This is a genomic window from Rhizobium sp. PRIMUS64 (genome assembly GCF_023006465.1).
Taxonomy (GTDB): Bacteria; Pseudomonadota; Alphaproteobacteria; order Rhizobiales; family Rhizobiaceae; genus Rhizobium; species Rhizobium leguminosarum.
In genome coordinates this window covers 1-13,158 of sequence record NZ_JALBGX010000061.1, presented here as the reverse complement: position 1 = coordinate 13,158, position 13,158 = coordinate 1, and the positions used below count along the sequence as shown (strand labels likewise).

Here is a 13,158-nt window from a genome sequence, read left to right as displayed (position 1 = left end):
CCGCCCTACCTCCAATCGGCCATCAGGCCAGCCAAATTCGGCCGCGGTCCGGCTTGTCCGGCGATCCCAGGAGCGGCCCGATCGGGATACGACTATGACATCCTTGCCGAAGAACGGTTTCAACATCGACCTTTCCGGTTCGTGGCAGCTTGCCTCTGTCGATGGCGAGATCCGCACTACAATCACCTTGCCGGGCGACGTGCACACGGCGCTCCACCGGGCAGGACTGATCCCCGATCCCTATTTCGGCCGCAACGAGGAAAGGGTGCAGTGGGTCGCCGAGCGCGAATGGGCGGTCGAGCGCAGCTTCACGCTTCCTGAGGTCGAAGGCGACTGGTATCTCGATATCGACTATCTCGACACGGTCGCCAGCGTCCACGTCAACGGCTTCCTGGCGCTCGAAGCCGATAATAGCTTCCGCCGCTACCGGCCCGATATCTCCAGCATGCTGAAATCAGGCGACAACAGCATCCGCATCGTCTTTGCCTCCAGCATCGCTGTTGCTGCTGCGCGGCAGAAGCAGCAGCCCTTCTACATTCCCTACAGCACCGGCAATTCGCCAATCCCCGACGGCAACATGTTGCGCAAGCCGCAATGCCATTTCGGCTGGGACTGGAACATCGCCATTGCGCCGCTCGGCCTTTACGGGACGATCGCGCTGAAAAAGCTCGAAACGGCGCGCATCGAACACGTCGTCACCCGCCAGACCCACAATAATGACGGTTCGGTCGATCTCAAAGTGACGGCGACGCTGTTTTCCAAGGGGCCGGACATTGCCCAAGTCTATTTTGAGCTCGACGGCGAGCGCGTGCGCCTGGATGTCGGCGTCAATGGCGAGACCCATGTCAACCATCTCTTCCATATCGACAATCCACGCCTCTGGTGGCCGTCTGGCAGCGGTGAGCAGGCGCTCTACAGGCTATCCGTCGAATTGCCGACGGATGAGGTGACCAAGCAGATCGGTCTTCGCACCATCGAACTGATCACCACGCCGGATGCATCAGGCAGCCGCTTCGCTTTCAAGGTCAACGGCCGCGAGATCTTCTGCCGCGGCGCCAACTGGATCCCGGCCGACGCGCTATTTTCGCTGTCTTCGCCCGAGAAGACCGAGGACCTGCTGCAATCGGCCAAAGCCGCCAATATGAACATGATCCGCGTCTGGGGCGGCGGCTTCTACGAGCAGGATCATTTCTACGATCTCTGCGACCGGCTTGGCCTCATGGTCTGGCAGGACTTCATGTTCGCTTGCAACCTCTATCCCTCGACCGAGGACTTCCTCGACAATGTAACGATCGAGGTCGATTACCAGGTGCGCCGGCTCTCCTCGCATGCCTCGATCGTGCTCTGGTGCGGCGACAACGAGCTGGTCGGGGCGCTCACCTGGTTCGAGGAATCCCGCAAGGACCGCGACCGTTATCTCGTCTCCTATGATCGCCTCAACCGCACGATCGAGCAGGCGGTGAAGAAGGCGTTGCCCGGCGCGCTCTGGTGGCCGTCGAGCCCGGCGTCCGGCTATCTCGATTTCGGCGATGCCTGGCATGCGGACGGGTCCGGCGACATGCACTACTGGTCGGTCTGGCACGAGAACAAGTCGTTCGACAATTACCGTTCGGTGCGTCCGCGCTTCTGCTCGGAATTCGGCTTCCAGTCCTATACGTCGCTGCCTGTGATCAGGACCTATGCCGAGGAGAAGGACATGAACGTCGCTTCCCCCGTCATGGAGCTGCACCAGAAGAATGCCGGCGGTAACGAGCGCATCGCCGGCACGATGTTCCGCTATTTCCGCTTCCCCAAGGATTTTCCGAACTTCGTCTATCTCTCCCAGATCCAGCAGGGGCTGGCGATCAAGACGGCGGTGGAATACTGGCGGTCGCTCAAACCCCATTGCATGGGCACGATCTACTGGCAGCTCAACGACACCTGGCCGGTCGCCTCCTGGTCGAGCCTCGACTATGGCGGCCGCTGGAAGGCGATGCACTATCTCGTCAAGCGCTTCTTCCAACCGGTCGCGGTCGCTGCCATTCCTTCCGATGACGGAAAGACGATCCGCTTCTCGCTGGTCAACGACACGCTTGCCGATGTCAGCGTTGATCTTGCAGTCTCGATCCTGACGGTAAAGGGCGAACGCCGGCACCTGAAGGACGTGCAGGCCGTGTGTTCGCCGGATGCGGCCGTCACTGCCGCGAGCATCGACGTTTCCGATATTCCCGAGGGATCGCTGCTTGCCTGGCACTTCACCGCGTCGAACGGCACGGGCGGCGAGGGGCATTACGTCAACGGTACCTACAAGGCGCTGGAGCTGGAGCCCGCGGGGCTTGCTGTCACCCACGAATATGTCGAGGAGAATGGCTCCGTCGACATCAACGTCACCGCTAGGGGACTTGCGCTCTTCGTGATGATCGAGACCGAGACGGACGGAAAATATTCCGACAATGCCTTCGATCTCGCGGCCGGCGAGAGCCGCCGCATCACCTTTACCCCGGCACGGCCGCTTGATCGTGGCGCGCTTCCGGAGTTCCGATTCTACGACCTGTATTCCTGCCAGTCGGCGGATTGATCTTGCAAGAATGGGCACGAGGCCCAAGGAGAACATAATGACGAAACTCAGCTACCAGCTCTATAGCGCCCGCAACTTCCAGCCTTATTCGGCGATTTTCGAAAAACTTGGCAAATCAGGCTATGCCGAAGTCGAGGGCTTCGGCGGTATCTATGCCGATCTCGACGATGCCGGGCTGAAGAGCCTTCGCGCTGAGCTCGACAAGAATGGCCTGGTTATGGCGAGCGGCCATTTCAGCCCCGACTTTCTCGAGAAGGAGGTTGAGAAGTCGCTGAACATTGCCAAGATCCTCGGCATGGATTCGATTTATGCGCCGCATCTGGCGGCCGAGGAACGCCCCTCCGACGCTGCCGGCTGGGCCGCCTTCGGCAAACGCCTGCAGGAGATCAGCAAGCCCTACAAGGCTGCCGGCTACGAATTCGGCTGGCACAATCATGATTTCGAATTCTTCAAGCTGCAGGATGGCTCGCGGCCGATCGAGCACATCTTCGAAGGCGCGCCAGACATTTCCTGGGAAGCCGATATCGCCTGGGTTATCCGCGGCGGCGCCGATCCCTTCGCCTGGATCGAGAAGCTCGGACCGCGCATCACCGCGGTCCATGTCAAGGACATCGCACCGGCCGGCGAGGCGACGGATGAGAGCGGCTGGGCAGATGTCGGTCACGGCAAGGTCGAGTGGGCCAGGCTGATGACGGCGTTGCGCGCCACCAAGGCCAAGCACTACGTCGTCGAACACGATAACCCGAATGACATCGACCGCAATATCAGCCGCTCGATCGCATCCTTCCAGACCTACTGAGGCTTCATCATGACCAGGGAACTTGGCGTCGGCATCATCGGATGCGGCAACATCTCCACCACTTACTTCTCGCTGGCACCGCTCTTCAAGGGGCTGAAGGTGCTGGCCTGCGCCGATATCAACGCGCAGGCGGCTGAGGCGCGCGCTAAGGAATATGGCGTCAAAGCGCAGACGATCGACGCGCTTCTCGTCAATGACGAGATCGACGTTGTCGTCAACCTGACGATCCCGGATGCGCATTTCCGGGTATCGAAGGCGATCCTCGAGGCCGGAAAACATGTCTACTCGGAAAAGCCGCTGGTGCTTTCGCTCGAAGAGGGCGAGGAGCTTCGCCGCATCGCCAAGCAGAAGAACCTTGCCGTCGGCTGCGCGCCCGACACTTTCCTCGGCGGCGCCCATCAACTCGCCCGCAAGTTCATCGATGACGGCGGCATTGGCCGGGTGACCTCGGGCGCCTGCTACGTAATGAGCCCCGGCATGGAGATGTGGCATCCGAACCCGGATTTCTTCTTCCTGCCAGGCGGCGGCCCGATCCTCGATCTCGGCCCCTATTACATCGCTAATCTGATCAATCTGATCGGCCCGGTCAAACGTGTCGGCGGCATGACCTCGATGGCGTCGCCCACCCGCACGATCACTAGCGAGCCGCGCAATGGCGAGATCATCCCGGTCAAGACGCCGACGACGATCCAGGCGCTGCTCGAATTCGTCAACGGTGCCACGGTGACGCTGACGGCGAGCTGGGATGTGTGGTCGCACCGCCATGCCAATATGGAGCTCTACGGCACCGATGGCTCGCTCTATGTGCCGGACCCGAACTTCTTCGGCGGCACCGTCGAGGCCAGCGGCCGCGACAAGGACATCAAGCCGCTTGAGGCTTGGGAGCATCCGTTCGGCAAGATCAACCAGGAAAACCCGAACGGCGCACGCGCCAACTACCGCACCGCCGGCCTTGCCGACATGGTGACGGCGCTGATCGAGGGGCGCGATGCGCGCTGCTCGCTCGACCGCACGCTGCACGGCGTCGACGTCATGACCTCGATCCTGAAGTCGGGCGAGGAGGGCCGTTTCATTGACCTGACGACGACCTGCACGCAGCCGGCCGCCCTCGGTATCGAAGAGGCGCAGGCGCTCTTGAAGTAACAGGAAGAATGCCTGTATCTCGTCGGACCGCGAGACATACCGTCAAAGTCGTTATCCTCGGCCTAGTGCCGAGGATCTACAGGCCGGGCGGCAGATGGTCGGCACAAGGCCGAGCATGACGACTGTATAGATATTTTAGCAAGGAGAGTCTTATGAGCTGGCAACCAGCCGCAGACCGCTATTCGAAAATGAAATATAACCGCACGGGCCGTTCCGGCCTGAAGCTGCCGGCCGTCTCCCTCGGCCTCTGGCACAATTTTGGCGGCGACACGCCGCATGATCGCAAGATCGACATGTGCCGCACGGCCTTCGACCTCGGCATCACCCATTTCGACCTCGCCAACAATTACGGTCCGCCGCCCGGCGGTGCAGAAACTGCCTTCGGCGAGATACTGCGCACCGAATTCGCTGGGCTTCGCGACGAGCTGATCATCTCCTCCAAGGCCGGCTACGACATGTGGCCGGGACCCTATGGCGAATGGGGCAGCCGCAAATACCTGATCGCTTCCTGCGACCAGAGCCTGAAGCGTATGGGTCTCGATTATGTCGACATCTTCTATTCGCACCGCTTCGACCCGGAAACGCCATTGGAAGAGACCTGCGGCGCGCTCGACCATATCGTCCGTTCCGGCCGGGCACTCTATGTCGGCATTTCCTCCTATAATTCGCAGCGATCGCGCGAAGCCGCAAAGATCCTTAAGGATCTCGGCACACCGTGCCTGATTCACCAGCCGAGCTATTCGATGCTCAACCGCTGGGTCGAGGACGACAGGCTGCTCGATACGCTGGATGAGGTCGGCATGGGCTCGATCGTCTTCTCGCCGCTCGCCCAGGGCATGCTGACGACGAAATATCTCGGTGGCATTCCCGAAGACAGCCGCGCGGCGCAGAACCACTTTCTCAAGCGCGACTACATCCGCCCCTCGATCATCGACAATATCCGCAAGCTCAACGAGATCGCCGAAAGGCGCGGCCAGACGCTGGCGCAGATGGCGATCGCCTGGGTACTGCGCGGCGGCCGCGTGACCTCGGCGCTGATCGGCGCCAGCCGCTCGTCGCAGATCGTCGATTGCGTCAAGGCGCTCGACAATCTCGAATTCAGTGTCGAGGAGCTTGCCGAGATCGACGTCTATGCCCGCGAGGCCGACATCAACCTCTGGGCCAAGTCCGCCGAACGCGAATAGTCACGTCCGGCCCGGAGACAAGTCTTCCGGGCCTTTTTCTGCTATAATCTGATGTACGTACAGCAAAAAGCGCCGCCGGTCGGAGGAGACCCTGTCATGATCCGCAACCCCATCTTGCCCGGGTTTAACCCCGATCCGTCGATCTGCCGCGTCGGCGCGGATTACTACATCGCCACCTCGACCTTCGAATGGTATCCCGGCGTGCAGATCCACCATTCGCGGGACCTGGTGAACTGGACACTGGTGCGCCGGCCGCTGGAGCGGAGATCGCAGCTCGACATGCGCGGCAATCCGGATAGCTGTGGCATCTGGGCGCCGTGCCTGTCCTATGCCGACGGGCAGTTCTGGCTGGTCTATACCGACGTCAAGCGTTACGACGGCAATTTCAAGGATGCGCCGAACTACATCGTCACGGCACCTACGATCGAGGCCGATTGGTCCGAGCCGGTCTATGTCAATTCCTCCGGCTTCGATCCCTCGCTCTTCCATGACGATGACGGCCGCAAGTGGTTCGTCAACATGCAGTGGAACCACCGCACCGAAAGCTATGGCGGCTCGCCGAAATCGCCGGCCTTCGACGGCATCCTGCTGCAGGAATGGGATCCGGCGGCAAAGGCGCTGAAGGGGCCGATCAAGAACATCTTCGCAGGCAGCCCGCTCGGCCTCGTCGAGGGCCCGCATCTCTTCAAGCGCAATGGCTGGTATTATCTGACGACCGCCGAGGGCGGCACCGGCTACGACCATGCCGTCACCATGGCGCGGTCGCGAAAGATCGACGGACCCTATGAGATGCATCCGAACATGCATCTCATCACCTCCAAGGATCATCCGGGCGCAGTGCTGCAGCGAGCAGGGCATGGCCAATATGTCGAGACGCCGGAGGGCGAGGCTTATCACACCCATCTCTGCGGCCGGCCACTACCGCCGAAACGGCGCTGCACGCTGGGGCGCGAGACATCCTTACAGAAATGCGTCTGGCGCGACGATGACTGGCTCTATCTTGAAAACGGCACCTCGGTGCCGGATGTCGATGTGCCGGGCCTCTTTGGCGCGGTTCCCGTGGAAAAGCCGATGCGCAGCGAATACAACTTCGACGGCGGCACATTGCCTGCCGATTTCCAGTGGCTGCGCACGCCCGAGCCCGAGCGCATCTTTAACCTGACGGATCGTCCCGGCCATCTGCGCCTGATTGCGCGCGAAAGCATCGGCTCCTGGTTCGAACAGTCGCTGGTCGCCCGCCGCCAGGAACACCACAGTTTCCGCGCAGAGACCGTGATCGAGTTCTCGCCCGACACCTATCAGCAGGTGGCGGGGCTGACGCATTACTACAACCGTCACAAGTTCCACGCGGTTGCTGTGACGCTGCACGAAACACTCGGCCGCTGCGTGACGATCCTCTCCTGCAACGGCGACTACCCGAACGGACGCCTGAGCTTTCCCGCCGACAGCGGAGTGGCGATTGCCGCCGAGGGTCGCGTCCAGCTCGCCATGGAAATCCGCGAGAACGACCTGCAATTCTTCTGGCAGACAGAAGGCAAGGGCGCCTGGCAGCCGATCGGCCCGATCCTCGACGCCGGCGTGATTTCCGACGAGGGCGGACGCGGCGAACACGGCTCCTTCACCGGCGCCTTCGCTGGCGTATTCGCTTTCGATACGTCGGGCCGGGCGAAGGCAGCGGATTTCGATTGGTTCAATTACGACGAGCTGTAAGGGTGCACCCTTGGTCGCTTTCATCCGCAATGGGTCACGGAAAGAGCGAGGAGCGGAGAAGAGGCACATAAAAAGAAAGCCGGCGCAGGGCCGGCTAAGACGGAACGCGGCTGAACAGGGGATACTGGCCGGTTCCAAGCACTTCGTGACTGAACAATAACTTTGACTACATGCCGAGGCAGCGAAAAAGGGGCGCAACGAGAACACCCGGAGACGGCTCCGCAAAGGGGTGGGCGGCGGGGCGGATGCCGGTGCTGGCCTCGGCTCCCTTATCGGGCATGAATATCACCGGATGATGACATCTGAAGCCGGCGCTGCCTTTCTTTCGCAAAACCCGATGCCGGCTACTTCGCCCGCGTCAGCAGGTCAGCGCGCCAACTGTGTTAGCAGCGTGAATGCAGTGTTCATGGCTTAAGGATGTTAAAGCGTTACAAAGGGACTATATAGCGGCCGAAGTAACTTCCAAGAATCCGCAAGAGTCCCGCATGGCCCCCATCATTTCCGTTCAGAACCTCACCAAGACCTATGCCAATGGGTTCGAGGCCCTGAAGGGCATCAATCTCGACGTCGAAAAGGGTGAGATCCTGGCGTTGCTCGGGCCAAACGGTGCGGGCAAGACGACGCTGATCTCGATCATCTGCGGCATCGCCAATCCGAGCGGCGGCCGGGTGTTGGTCGCCGGCCACGACGTCGTGAAGGATTTCCGCGCTACCCGCGGGATGATCGGGCTGGTGCCGCAGGAGCTGACCACCGATCAGTTCGAAACGGTGTTCAATACGGTGAGCTTTTCGCGCGGTCTGCACGGCAAGAAGGCCAATCCTGCCCATATCGAGAAGGTGCTGCGCGCGCTCTCGCTCTGGGACAAAAAGGACAATATGCTGCGCCAACTCTCCGGCGGCATGAAGCGACGGGTACTGATCGCCAAGGCGCTCTCGCATGAGCCGGATATTCTTTTCCTTGACGAGCCGACTGCCGGCGTCGACGTGACGCTGCGCAAGGACATGTGGCATGTCGTCGAAGAGCTTAGGGCCTCTGGCGTCACGATCATCCTTACCACCCATTATATCGAAGAGGCCGAGGAAATCGCCGACCGCGTCGGCGTCATCAACGGCGGCGAATTGCTGCTCGTCGAGGACAAGGCGGCGCTGATGGCCAAGCTCGGTCGCAAGCAGCTCATTCTCGATCTCACCGAACCGCTCAGCCGGCTGCCGGATTGTTTTGCCGGCAATGGGCTGACGCTGCAAGCGGACGGCAGCCGGCTGATCTATGATTTCGATTCTGACAACGAGCAGGAAAGCATCGCGGCACTGCTGACCCGACTCGGCGAGAACAATATTCATTTCAAGGATCTCTCGACGCGGCAAAGCTCGCTCGAGGATATTTTCGTGGCGCTGGTGGGAGCGGGCAAATGAACGTCGAGGCGGTCAAATCGATCTATTTCTTTGAGATGGCGCGCACGCGCCGCACGCTGCTGCAGAGCGTCATCTCGCCCGTGATCTCAACCTCGCTTTATTTCATCGTCTTCGGTGCCGCGGTCGGTTCACGTATCCAGGAGGTGGAGGGCGTGTCCTACGGCGCCTTCATCACACCAGGCTTGATCATGCTGACGCTGCTTGGCCAGTGCATCAGCAATGGCTCCTTCGGCATTTATTTCCCGAAATTCACCGGCACGATCTACGAGGTACTTTCGGCGCCGGTAGCGATGACGGAGATCCTGCTCGGTTATGTCGGGGCGGCGGCGACCAAGGGGATGCTGATCGGCTTCATCATTCTCTTGACAGCCAATCTTTTCGTCGACGTCAGGATCGAGCATCCCTTCATGATGATCCTGTTCTTCCTGCTGACAGCGATCACCTTCAGTCTGTTCGGCTTCATGATCGGCATCTGGGCCGGCAATTTCGAACAGCTGAACCTCATTCCCATGCTGGTCGTGCCGCCGCTGACCTTCCTCGGCGGGAGCTTCTATTCGGTCAGCATGCTGCCGCCCTTCTGGCAGGTGGTCAGCCACCTCAATCCGGTGCTCTATCTCGTCAGCGGCTTCCGCTGGAGCTTTTACGGGATCGCCGATGTCAATCCGGCGATCAGCCTGGCGATGATCACGGTATTCCTGGTAATCTGCCTGGGAACACTCGCCTGGATCTTCAAGACCGGTTACCGGCTGCGCAACTGATCGACTCTGAAACAACCATCGGAAAACTCGATGACGTCATCGGTTTCTTCCGTTTTTCTTCCGCTCCGGCCTGAGGCATCTGCTGCGTCAGCCAAGAAGGAGACGGCAGATGACGGATATCAGGATCGAAGGCGCGAAGATCATTATTGTTGGCGGCAGTTCCGGAATGGGGCTGGCCCTGGCGAGGCGTTTGCTCGGGGAAGGGGCGGCGGTGACGATCGCAGGACGCAGCGAAGATAGGCTTGCGGCGGCCCGCCGCGATCTCGGTGACCATCCTGGACTGGCGACGATTGCCGTCGACATATCGCGGGAGGAAGAGGTCGCGGCGCTGTTCCGCAATGGCGGGCCGGTCGATCACATCGTCAGCACGGCGGCCGATATCGGTGGAGCCTATCAGCTGCTGCCTTCGATCGAGCTTGCGGCGGCGCAAAGAGTGGTCGAGAGCAAGTTCTACGGGCCGCTGATGCTGGCGAAATATGGTGCCGCCCATTTGCCGCCCTCAGGATCGATCACCTATACGTCAGGTGTTGCGGCCTACCGGCCCGCGGCGCGTGGATCGGTGGTCGCCGCCGTCAATGCGGCGCTGGAGGGCCTGGTCAGGGCACTTGCAGTCGAACTAGCGCCGATCCGGATCAACGCGGTGTCGCCCGGATGGGTGGATACACCGATCTGGAGCTTCGTCGTCGGCGACGCCAAGCAGGCGACGCTCGACGCGATGGCGCAGCGCCTGCCGGCGGGGCGCGTTGGACGGCCTGATGATATTGCCGATGCGATCCGCTTCCTGATCGGCAACGGATTCACGACAGGCACTATCCTGCATGTCGAAGGCGGGCATCGGCTGATCTGAACGGCGAGAGTTCTTCGCTTGCAGATTGCAGCAGGATAGTAAGCGCCGGCGGCTGCACGCGCCTGCGCCGCCACATCATCACCAGCGAGGCTGCGGGTGGTTTGCCCGGCCAGGGCAGTTCGACGACGTCGCCCCGAGTGGCGGCTGGGCCGAGCGCAAGGCGCGGCACGAGGCCATAACCGGGGCCGGATGCAACGAGTCGGATGATCGTCGCGATGCTGTCAGCTTCCGTGACGATTGATGGTGCTGCAATGTGTGCTTCGGCAAAGGCGGTGTCGAACAGGTGACGGTAGACGCAACCGGTTTCGGTGGCGACGAAGGGCACGGTGCTGAGTGCCGTGAGGCTTTCCGGTGGCCGGGCTTGCGCATCGCGGCCGGCAATCAGCACCAGCGGTTCGCTGCAGATGCGGCGCGTCAAGAAGCGTTCATCCTGCTGCTCGCGATCGAAGGTGAAGGCGACGTCGATCGAGCCGTGCTGCAATTGCGCAAGCAATTCGCCGCTGCCGTTGACCTTAAGCTTGAGGCCGACGCGTGGGTTCTTCTTGCGAAAGAGCGAAAGCCAGGGCGCTAGCCTTTCGGCGGCGATGGTTTCGAGCGTACCCAAGGTGATGGACTGTCCGGCGCTGCCAGCTGCGGCGCTGACGGCGGCCTTCGCCTCGTCGTTCAGCGCCAGTATCTCCTCGGCATAAGCCTTGAGGACCGCACCTGCGGGTGTCGGGACGACGCCCTGCCGGGAGCGGAGGAAGAGTTCCGCGCCCAATTCCTCTTCCAGCGCCTGGATATGGTCGCTGAGGCTTGACTGAGCGAGATTGACCTCGGCAGCGGCGCGCGTGAGATTTTCGTGCCGGATCACTGCGAGGAATGTCTTCAATTGTCGTGGGTTCATATCGGGCTCCAGTATGGCGCGCCGAGACGCCTTGAACGCAGGATAGCAACAAAGCAGAACACGCTGCAACGCAGGAGCATTTGGCGGCGAACTGCTTATCTTATGCTGCTGCGTCCGTTCCCGTCAGGCGCTGCTGACAAGAAGGGCGCCCGAGATGATGAGGAGGGTGCCGGCGACGAGCTTCATTATGTCGAGCTCGGAGGCTTCGCCGAGAAAGACGGCGCCGATTGCCAGCGTCACCAGCACGTTGCAGCTCCAGATCGGCGCGAGTTTCGAGACGGGGACACCGTAAGTGAAAAGCGCAAAGCTGATGAGGCCGGTGCCGACGGCAAAGCAGGCGCCTGATGTGGCAGCAAAACCGAGACCTTCGGTGGTCCATGGGGCAGGGCGCCAGATCAGTGCTGCGATCAGGCCGGCGAGCGCGCAGGCAGCGCCAAAGGCGATCAGATAGACGGCGGAGCCGGTGGCTGATGTGGCGCTCTGCTTCTGGAAGATAGCGGTGATGCCCCAGAACAGGGCGGGCAGAACGCCGCCGATGACGATCGGCCAGACTGATTTCATTGCGAAACTCCTGTCGCACCCATGGATCAAGGCCTCGCCCAAGGCGAAGGCCGGTCGAACATGCGGTGCCACCAGACTAGGAGTTTCTTTTTGCTCTTTGTGGTCTTGTTGTTCTTGCGCCCAAGCTGCCAGATCTGGTTGTCGCGGTAAAGCGGCGGAGCCGCATTAATCGCGCATGCGGAGTTCGTCTGTCTGCATCTGCAGCGAGCCCAGCGTTTCCAGGAAGCTCATGCCAAGCAGGCTCTGGTCGAGCCGGCCGTCTTCGGCGACACTGGCTGTGACATTGTTGCGGATGATCGGGCCGATCGCCACCTGGTCGAGGGTGACGGGTGCTGCACGGCCGCGGCCGTTGGCGGTCATGACGGTCATGGAATAGGTGAGGCGGGAGAGGTCGATGCCGATCCGTTCGGCATCTTCGCGCGACAGCGCCACCATGCTGGCGCCGGTATCGACGAGCATCTCGATCGTCTGGCCATTGACCGCGACATCGGCTTCGAAATGGCCGTTCAGCAGCTTGTGCAGAATGATCTCCTGGCCGCCCTCACTTGTGGTGACGACGACGGCGTGGCCCGGAACCAAGCCGGCGAGCAGCCTGTTGCCGACGCCGAGTGCTTCCTGGCGATAGAGATAGACAGTTACGAGCGCCAGGATGATGACCAGCCAGATCATCATCTGGCGCATCGTTTCGCCGACGCTGCGCCGGCTCGCCCAGATGCCGGCCGACAGCATCAGCGCGATCGGCAGCAGATAGACGACGCGGCCGAAGTCATCGCTCTGCAGGCCGAGGATGCGGCCGCTGTCATTGTTGACGATCAGCACGGCAAGGCCGATGCCGATCACGACGAGGAAGACGGTCAAACGGATCATAAAGGCCGCTCCGGCCCGCGGGCGAGGCTTGGTTTCATGTGGTTCGACACACTGACGGCGCCTGCAAGCCTTGCCGGCAGCAGGGCCATGATCCGTCTTCGCTCGGTGTCGGAGTAGCTCATCCAGCTGCCGATTTCCTGAAGAGTCCGGCCGCATCCGGCGCAGAATCCGGTGGCTGAAACCAGGGAGCAGACGTGAACGCAGGGTGTTTGCATGGTGGATATATCGGAGTTTCAAAGAGCCGTGGCAAGGGCGCAAAGGGTAGTGATCTCGCAAATCTGCTGCGTTGCGCCCAGCGTGTCGCCAGTGTGGCCGGCAAGCTTGCGGCGGATGAAGGCGGTGAAGGCAAACCCTGCGATGCCGGTGGCGAGCAGGCTTGCGACCAGCGGCCGCAGGCCGAAGGCCGGCCAGATCAGATGTGCTGCGACGAGGCC

At 61.4% G+C, this 13,158-nt stretch carries 13 protein-coding genes; 8 read left to right on the top strand and 5 right to left on the bottom strand.

Annotated elements, in window-relative coordinates; translation table 11 throughout:
- Positions 1-94: 94 nt before the first annotated feature.
- The 8 genes from MOV76_RS22380 to MOV76_RS22345 all read left to right on the top strand — a co-directional run bounded on the left by MOV76_RS22380 (position 95) and on the right by MOV76_RS22345 (position 10,410).
- A complete protein-coding gene (locus MOV76_RS22380; RefSeq protein ID WP_247265312.1) occupies positions 95-2,557 on the top strand; it encodes a glycoside hydrolase family 2 protein in 2,463 nt (820 codons plus the stop codon).
- A gap of 37 nt (positions 2,558-2,594) precedes the next feature.
- The gene (locus tag MOV76_RS22375) at positions 2,595-3,356 is read left to right on the top strand and encodes a sugar phosphate isomerase/epimerase (RefSeq protein WP_018242361.1); all 762 of its coding nucleotides are present in this window, start codon (positions 2,595-2,597) and stop codon (positions 3,354-3,356) included.
- Between the two features lie 9 nt (positions 3,357-3,365).
- Complete coding sequence (locus MOV76_RS22370) at positions 3,366-4,499, top strand: Gfo/Idh/MocA family protein (RefSeq protein ID WP_247265311.1); 1,134 nt, start codon at positions 3,366-3,368, stop codon at positions 4,497-4,499.
- 152 nt (positions 4,500-4,651) lie between these two features.
- On the top strand, positions 4,652-5,683 hold the full coding sequence (mgrA, locus tag MOV76_RS22365; RefSeq protein ID WP_115157419.1) for an L-glyceraldehyde 3-phosphate reductase: 1,032 nt from the start codon (positions 4,652-4,654) through the stop codon (positions 5,681-5,683).
- 96 nt (positions 5,684-5,779) lie between these two features.
- Positions 5,780-7,393 (top strand): glycoside hydrolase family 43 protein, encoded by a 1,614-nt coding sequence (locus MOV76_RS22360; RefSeq protein ID WP_247265310.1) that lies wholly within the window; start codon positions 5,780-5,782, stop codon positions 7,391-7,393.
- Between the two features lie 485 nt (positions 7,394-7,878).
- Positions 7,879-8,805: an ABC transporter ATP-binding protein gene (locus MOV76_RS22355; protein ID WP_027684383.1), complete on the top strand. Its 927-nt coding sequence runs from the start codon at positions 7,879-7,881 to the stop codon at positions 8,803-8,805.
- Entirely contained in the window at positions 8,802-9,563 is a 762-nt protein-coding gene (locus tag MOV76_RS22350) for an ABC transporter permease (protein WP_018242356.1), read from the top strand. Before MOV76_RS22355 ends, MOV76_RS22350 begins: the two co-directional genes overlap by 4 nt.
- Before the next feature lie 109 nt (positions 9,564-9,672).
- Positions 9,673-10,410 (top strand): SDR family oxidoreductase, encoded by a 738-nt coding sequence (locus tag MOV76_RS22345; RefSeq protein ID WP_247265309.1) that lies wholly within the window; start codon positions 9,673-9,675, stop codon positions 10,408-10,410.
- On the opposite strand, the gene MOV76_RS22340 is transcribed toward MOV76_RS22345, so the two are convergent.
- The 5 genes from MOV76_RS22340 to MOV76_RS22320 all read right to left on the bottom strand — a co-directional run.
- Complete coding sequence (locus MOV76_RS22340; RefSeq protein WP_247265308.1) at positions 10,373-11,296, bottom strand: LysR family transcriptional regulator; 924 nt, start codon at positions 11,294-11,296, stop codon at positions 10,373-10,375. The two genes, MOV76_RS22345 and MOV76_RS22340, sit on opposite strands and share 38 nt — an antisense overlap.
- 123 nt (positions 11,297-11,419) lie before the next feature.
- Positions 11,420-11,857: an EamA family transporter gene (locus MOV76_RS22335; RefSeq protein ID WP_247265307.1), complete on the bottom strand. Its 438-nt coding sequence runs from the start codon at positions 11,855-11,857 to the stop codon at positions 11,420-11,422.
- A 165-nt stretch (positions 11,858-12,022) separates the two neighbouring features.
- Positions 12,023-12,724 (bottom strand): TIGR02281 family clan AA aspartic protease, encoded by a 702-nt coding sequence (locus MOV76_RS22330; RefSeq protein WP_003560075.1) that lies wholly within the window; start codon positions 12,722-12,724, stop codon positions 12,023-12,025.
- Positions 12,721-12,939 (bottom strand): DUF1289 domain-containing protein, encoded by a 219-nt coding sequence (locus MOV76_RS22325; protein WP_018242352.1) that lies wholly within the window; start codon positions 12,937-12,939, stop codon positions 12,721-12,723. Before MOV76_RS22325 ends, MOV76_RS22330 begins: the two co-directional genes overlap by 4 nt.
- 18 nt (positions 12,940-12,957) lie before the next feature.
- The coding region (locus MOV76_RS22320) for an adenosylcobinamide-GDP ribazoletransferase (protein WP_247265306.1) at positions 12,958-13,158 on the bottom strand (201 nt) is incomplete at its 5' end.

What these genes read in the sequence shown, in the direction of transcription:
- MOV76_RS22355 (WP_027684383.1), top strand. Translation starts at nt 7,879, where the DNA reads ATGGCCCCCATCATTTCCGTTCAGAACCTCACCAAGACCTATGCCAAT.
- MOV76_RS22330 (WP_003560075.1), bottom strand. Translation starts at nt 12,724, where the DNA reads ATGATCCGTTTGACCGTCTTCCTCGTCGTGATCGGCATCGGCCTTGCC.
- MOV76_RS22370 (WP_247265311.1), top strand. Translation starts at nt 3,366, where the DNA reads ATGACCAGGGAACTTGGCGTCGGCATCATCGGATGCGGCAACATCTCC.
- MOV76_RS22340 (WP_247265308.1), bottom strand. Translation starts at nt 11,296, where the DNA reads ATGAACCCACGACAATTGAAGACATTCCTCGCAGTGATCCGGCACGAA.
- MOV76_RS22325 (WP_018242352.1), bottom strand. Translation starts at nt 12,939, where the DNA reads ATGCAAACACCCTGCGTTCACGTCTGCTCCCTGGTTTCAGCCACCGGA.
- MOV76_RS22360 (WP_247265310.1), top strand. Translation starts at nt 5,780, where the DNA reads ATGATCCGCAACCCCATCTTGCCCGGGTTTAACCCCGATCCGTCGATC.
- MOV76_RS22335 (WP_247265307.1), bottom strand. Translation starts at nt 11,857, where the DNA reads ATGAAATCAGTCTGGCCGATCGTCATCGGCGGCGTTCTGCCCGCCCTG.
- MOV76_RS22350 (WP_018242356.1), top strand. Translation starts at nt 8,802, where the DNA reads ATGAACGTCGAGGCGGTCAAATCGATCTATTTCTTTGAGATGGCGCGC.
- mgrA (WP_115157419.1), top strand. Translation starts at nt 4,652, where the DNA reads ATGAGCTGGCAACCAGCCGCAGACCGCTATTCGAAAATGAAATATAAC.
- MOV76_RS22380 (WP_247265312.1), top strand. Translation starts at nt 95, where the DNA reads ATGACATCCTTGCCGAAGAACGGTTTCAACATCGACCTTTCCGGTTCG.
- MOV76_RS22375 (WP_018242361.1), top strand. Translation starts at nt 2,595, where the DNA reads ATGACGAAACTCAGCTACCAGCTCTATAGCGCCCGCAACTTCCAGCCT.
- MOV76_RS22345 (WP_247265309.1), top strand. Translation starts at nt 9,673, where the DNA reads ATGACGGATATCAGGATCGAAGGCGCGAAGATCATTATTGTTGGCGGC.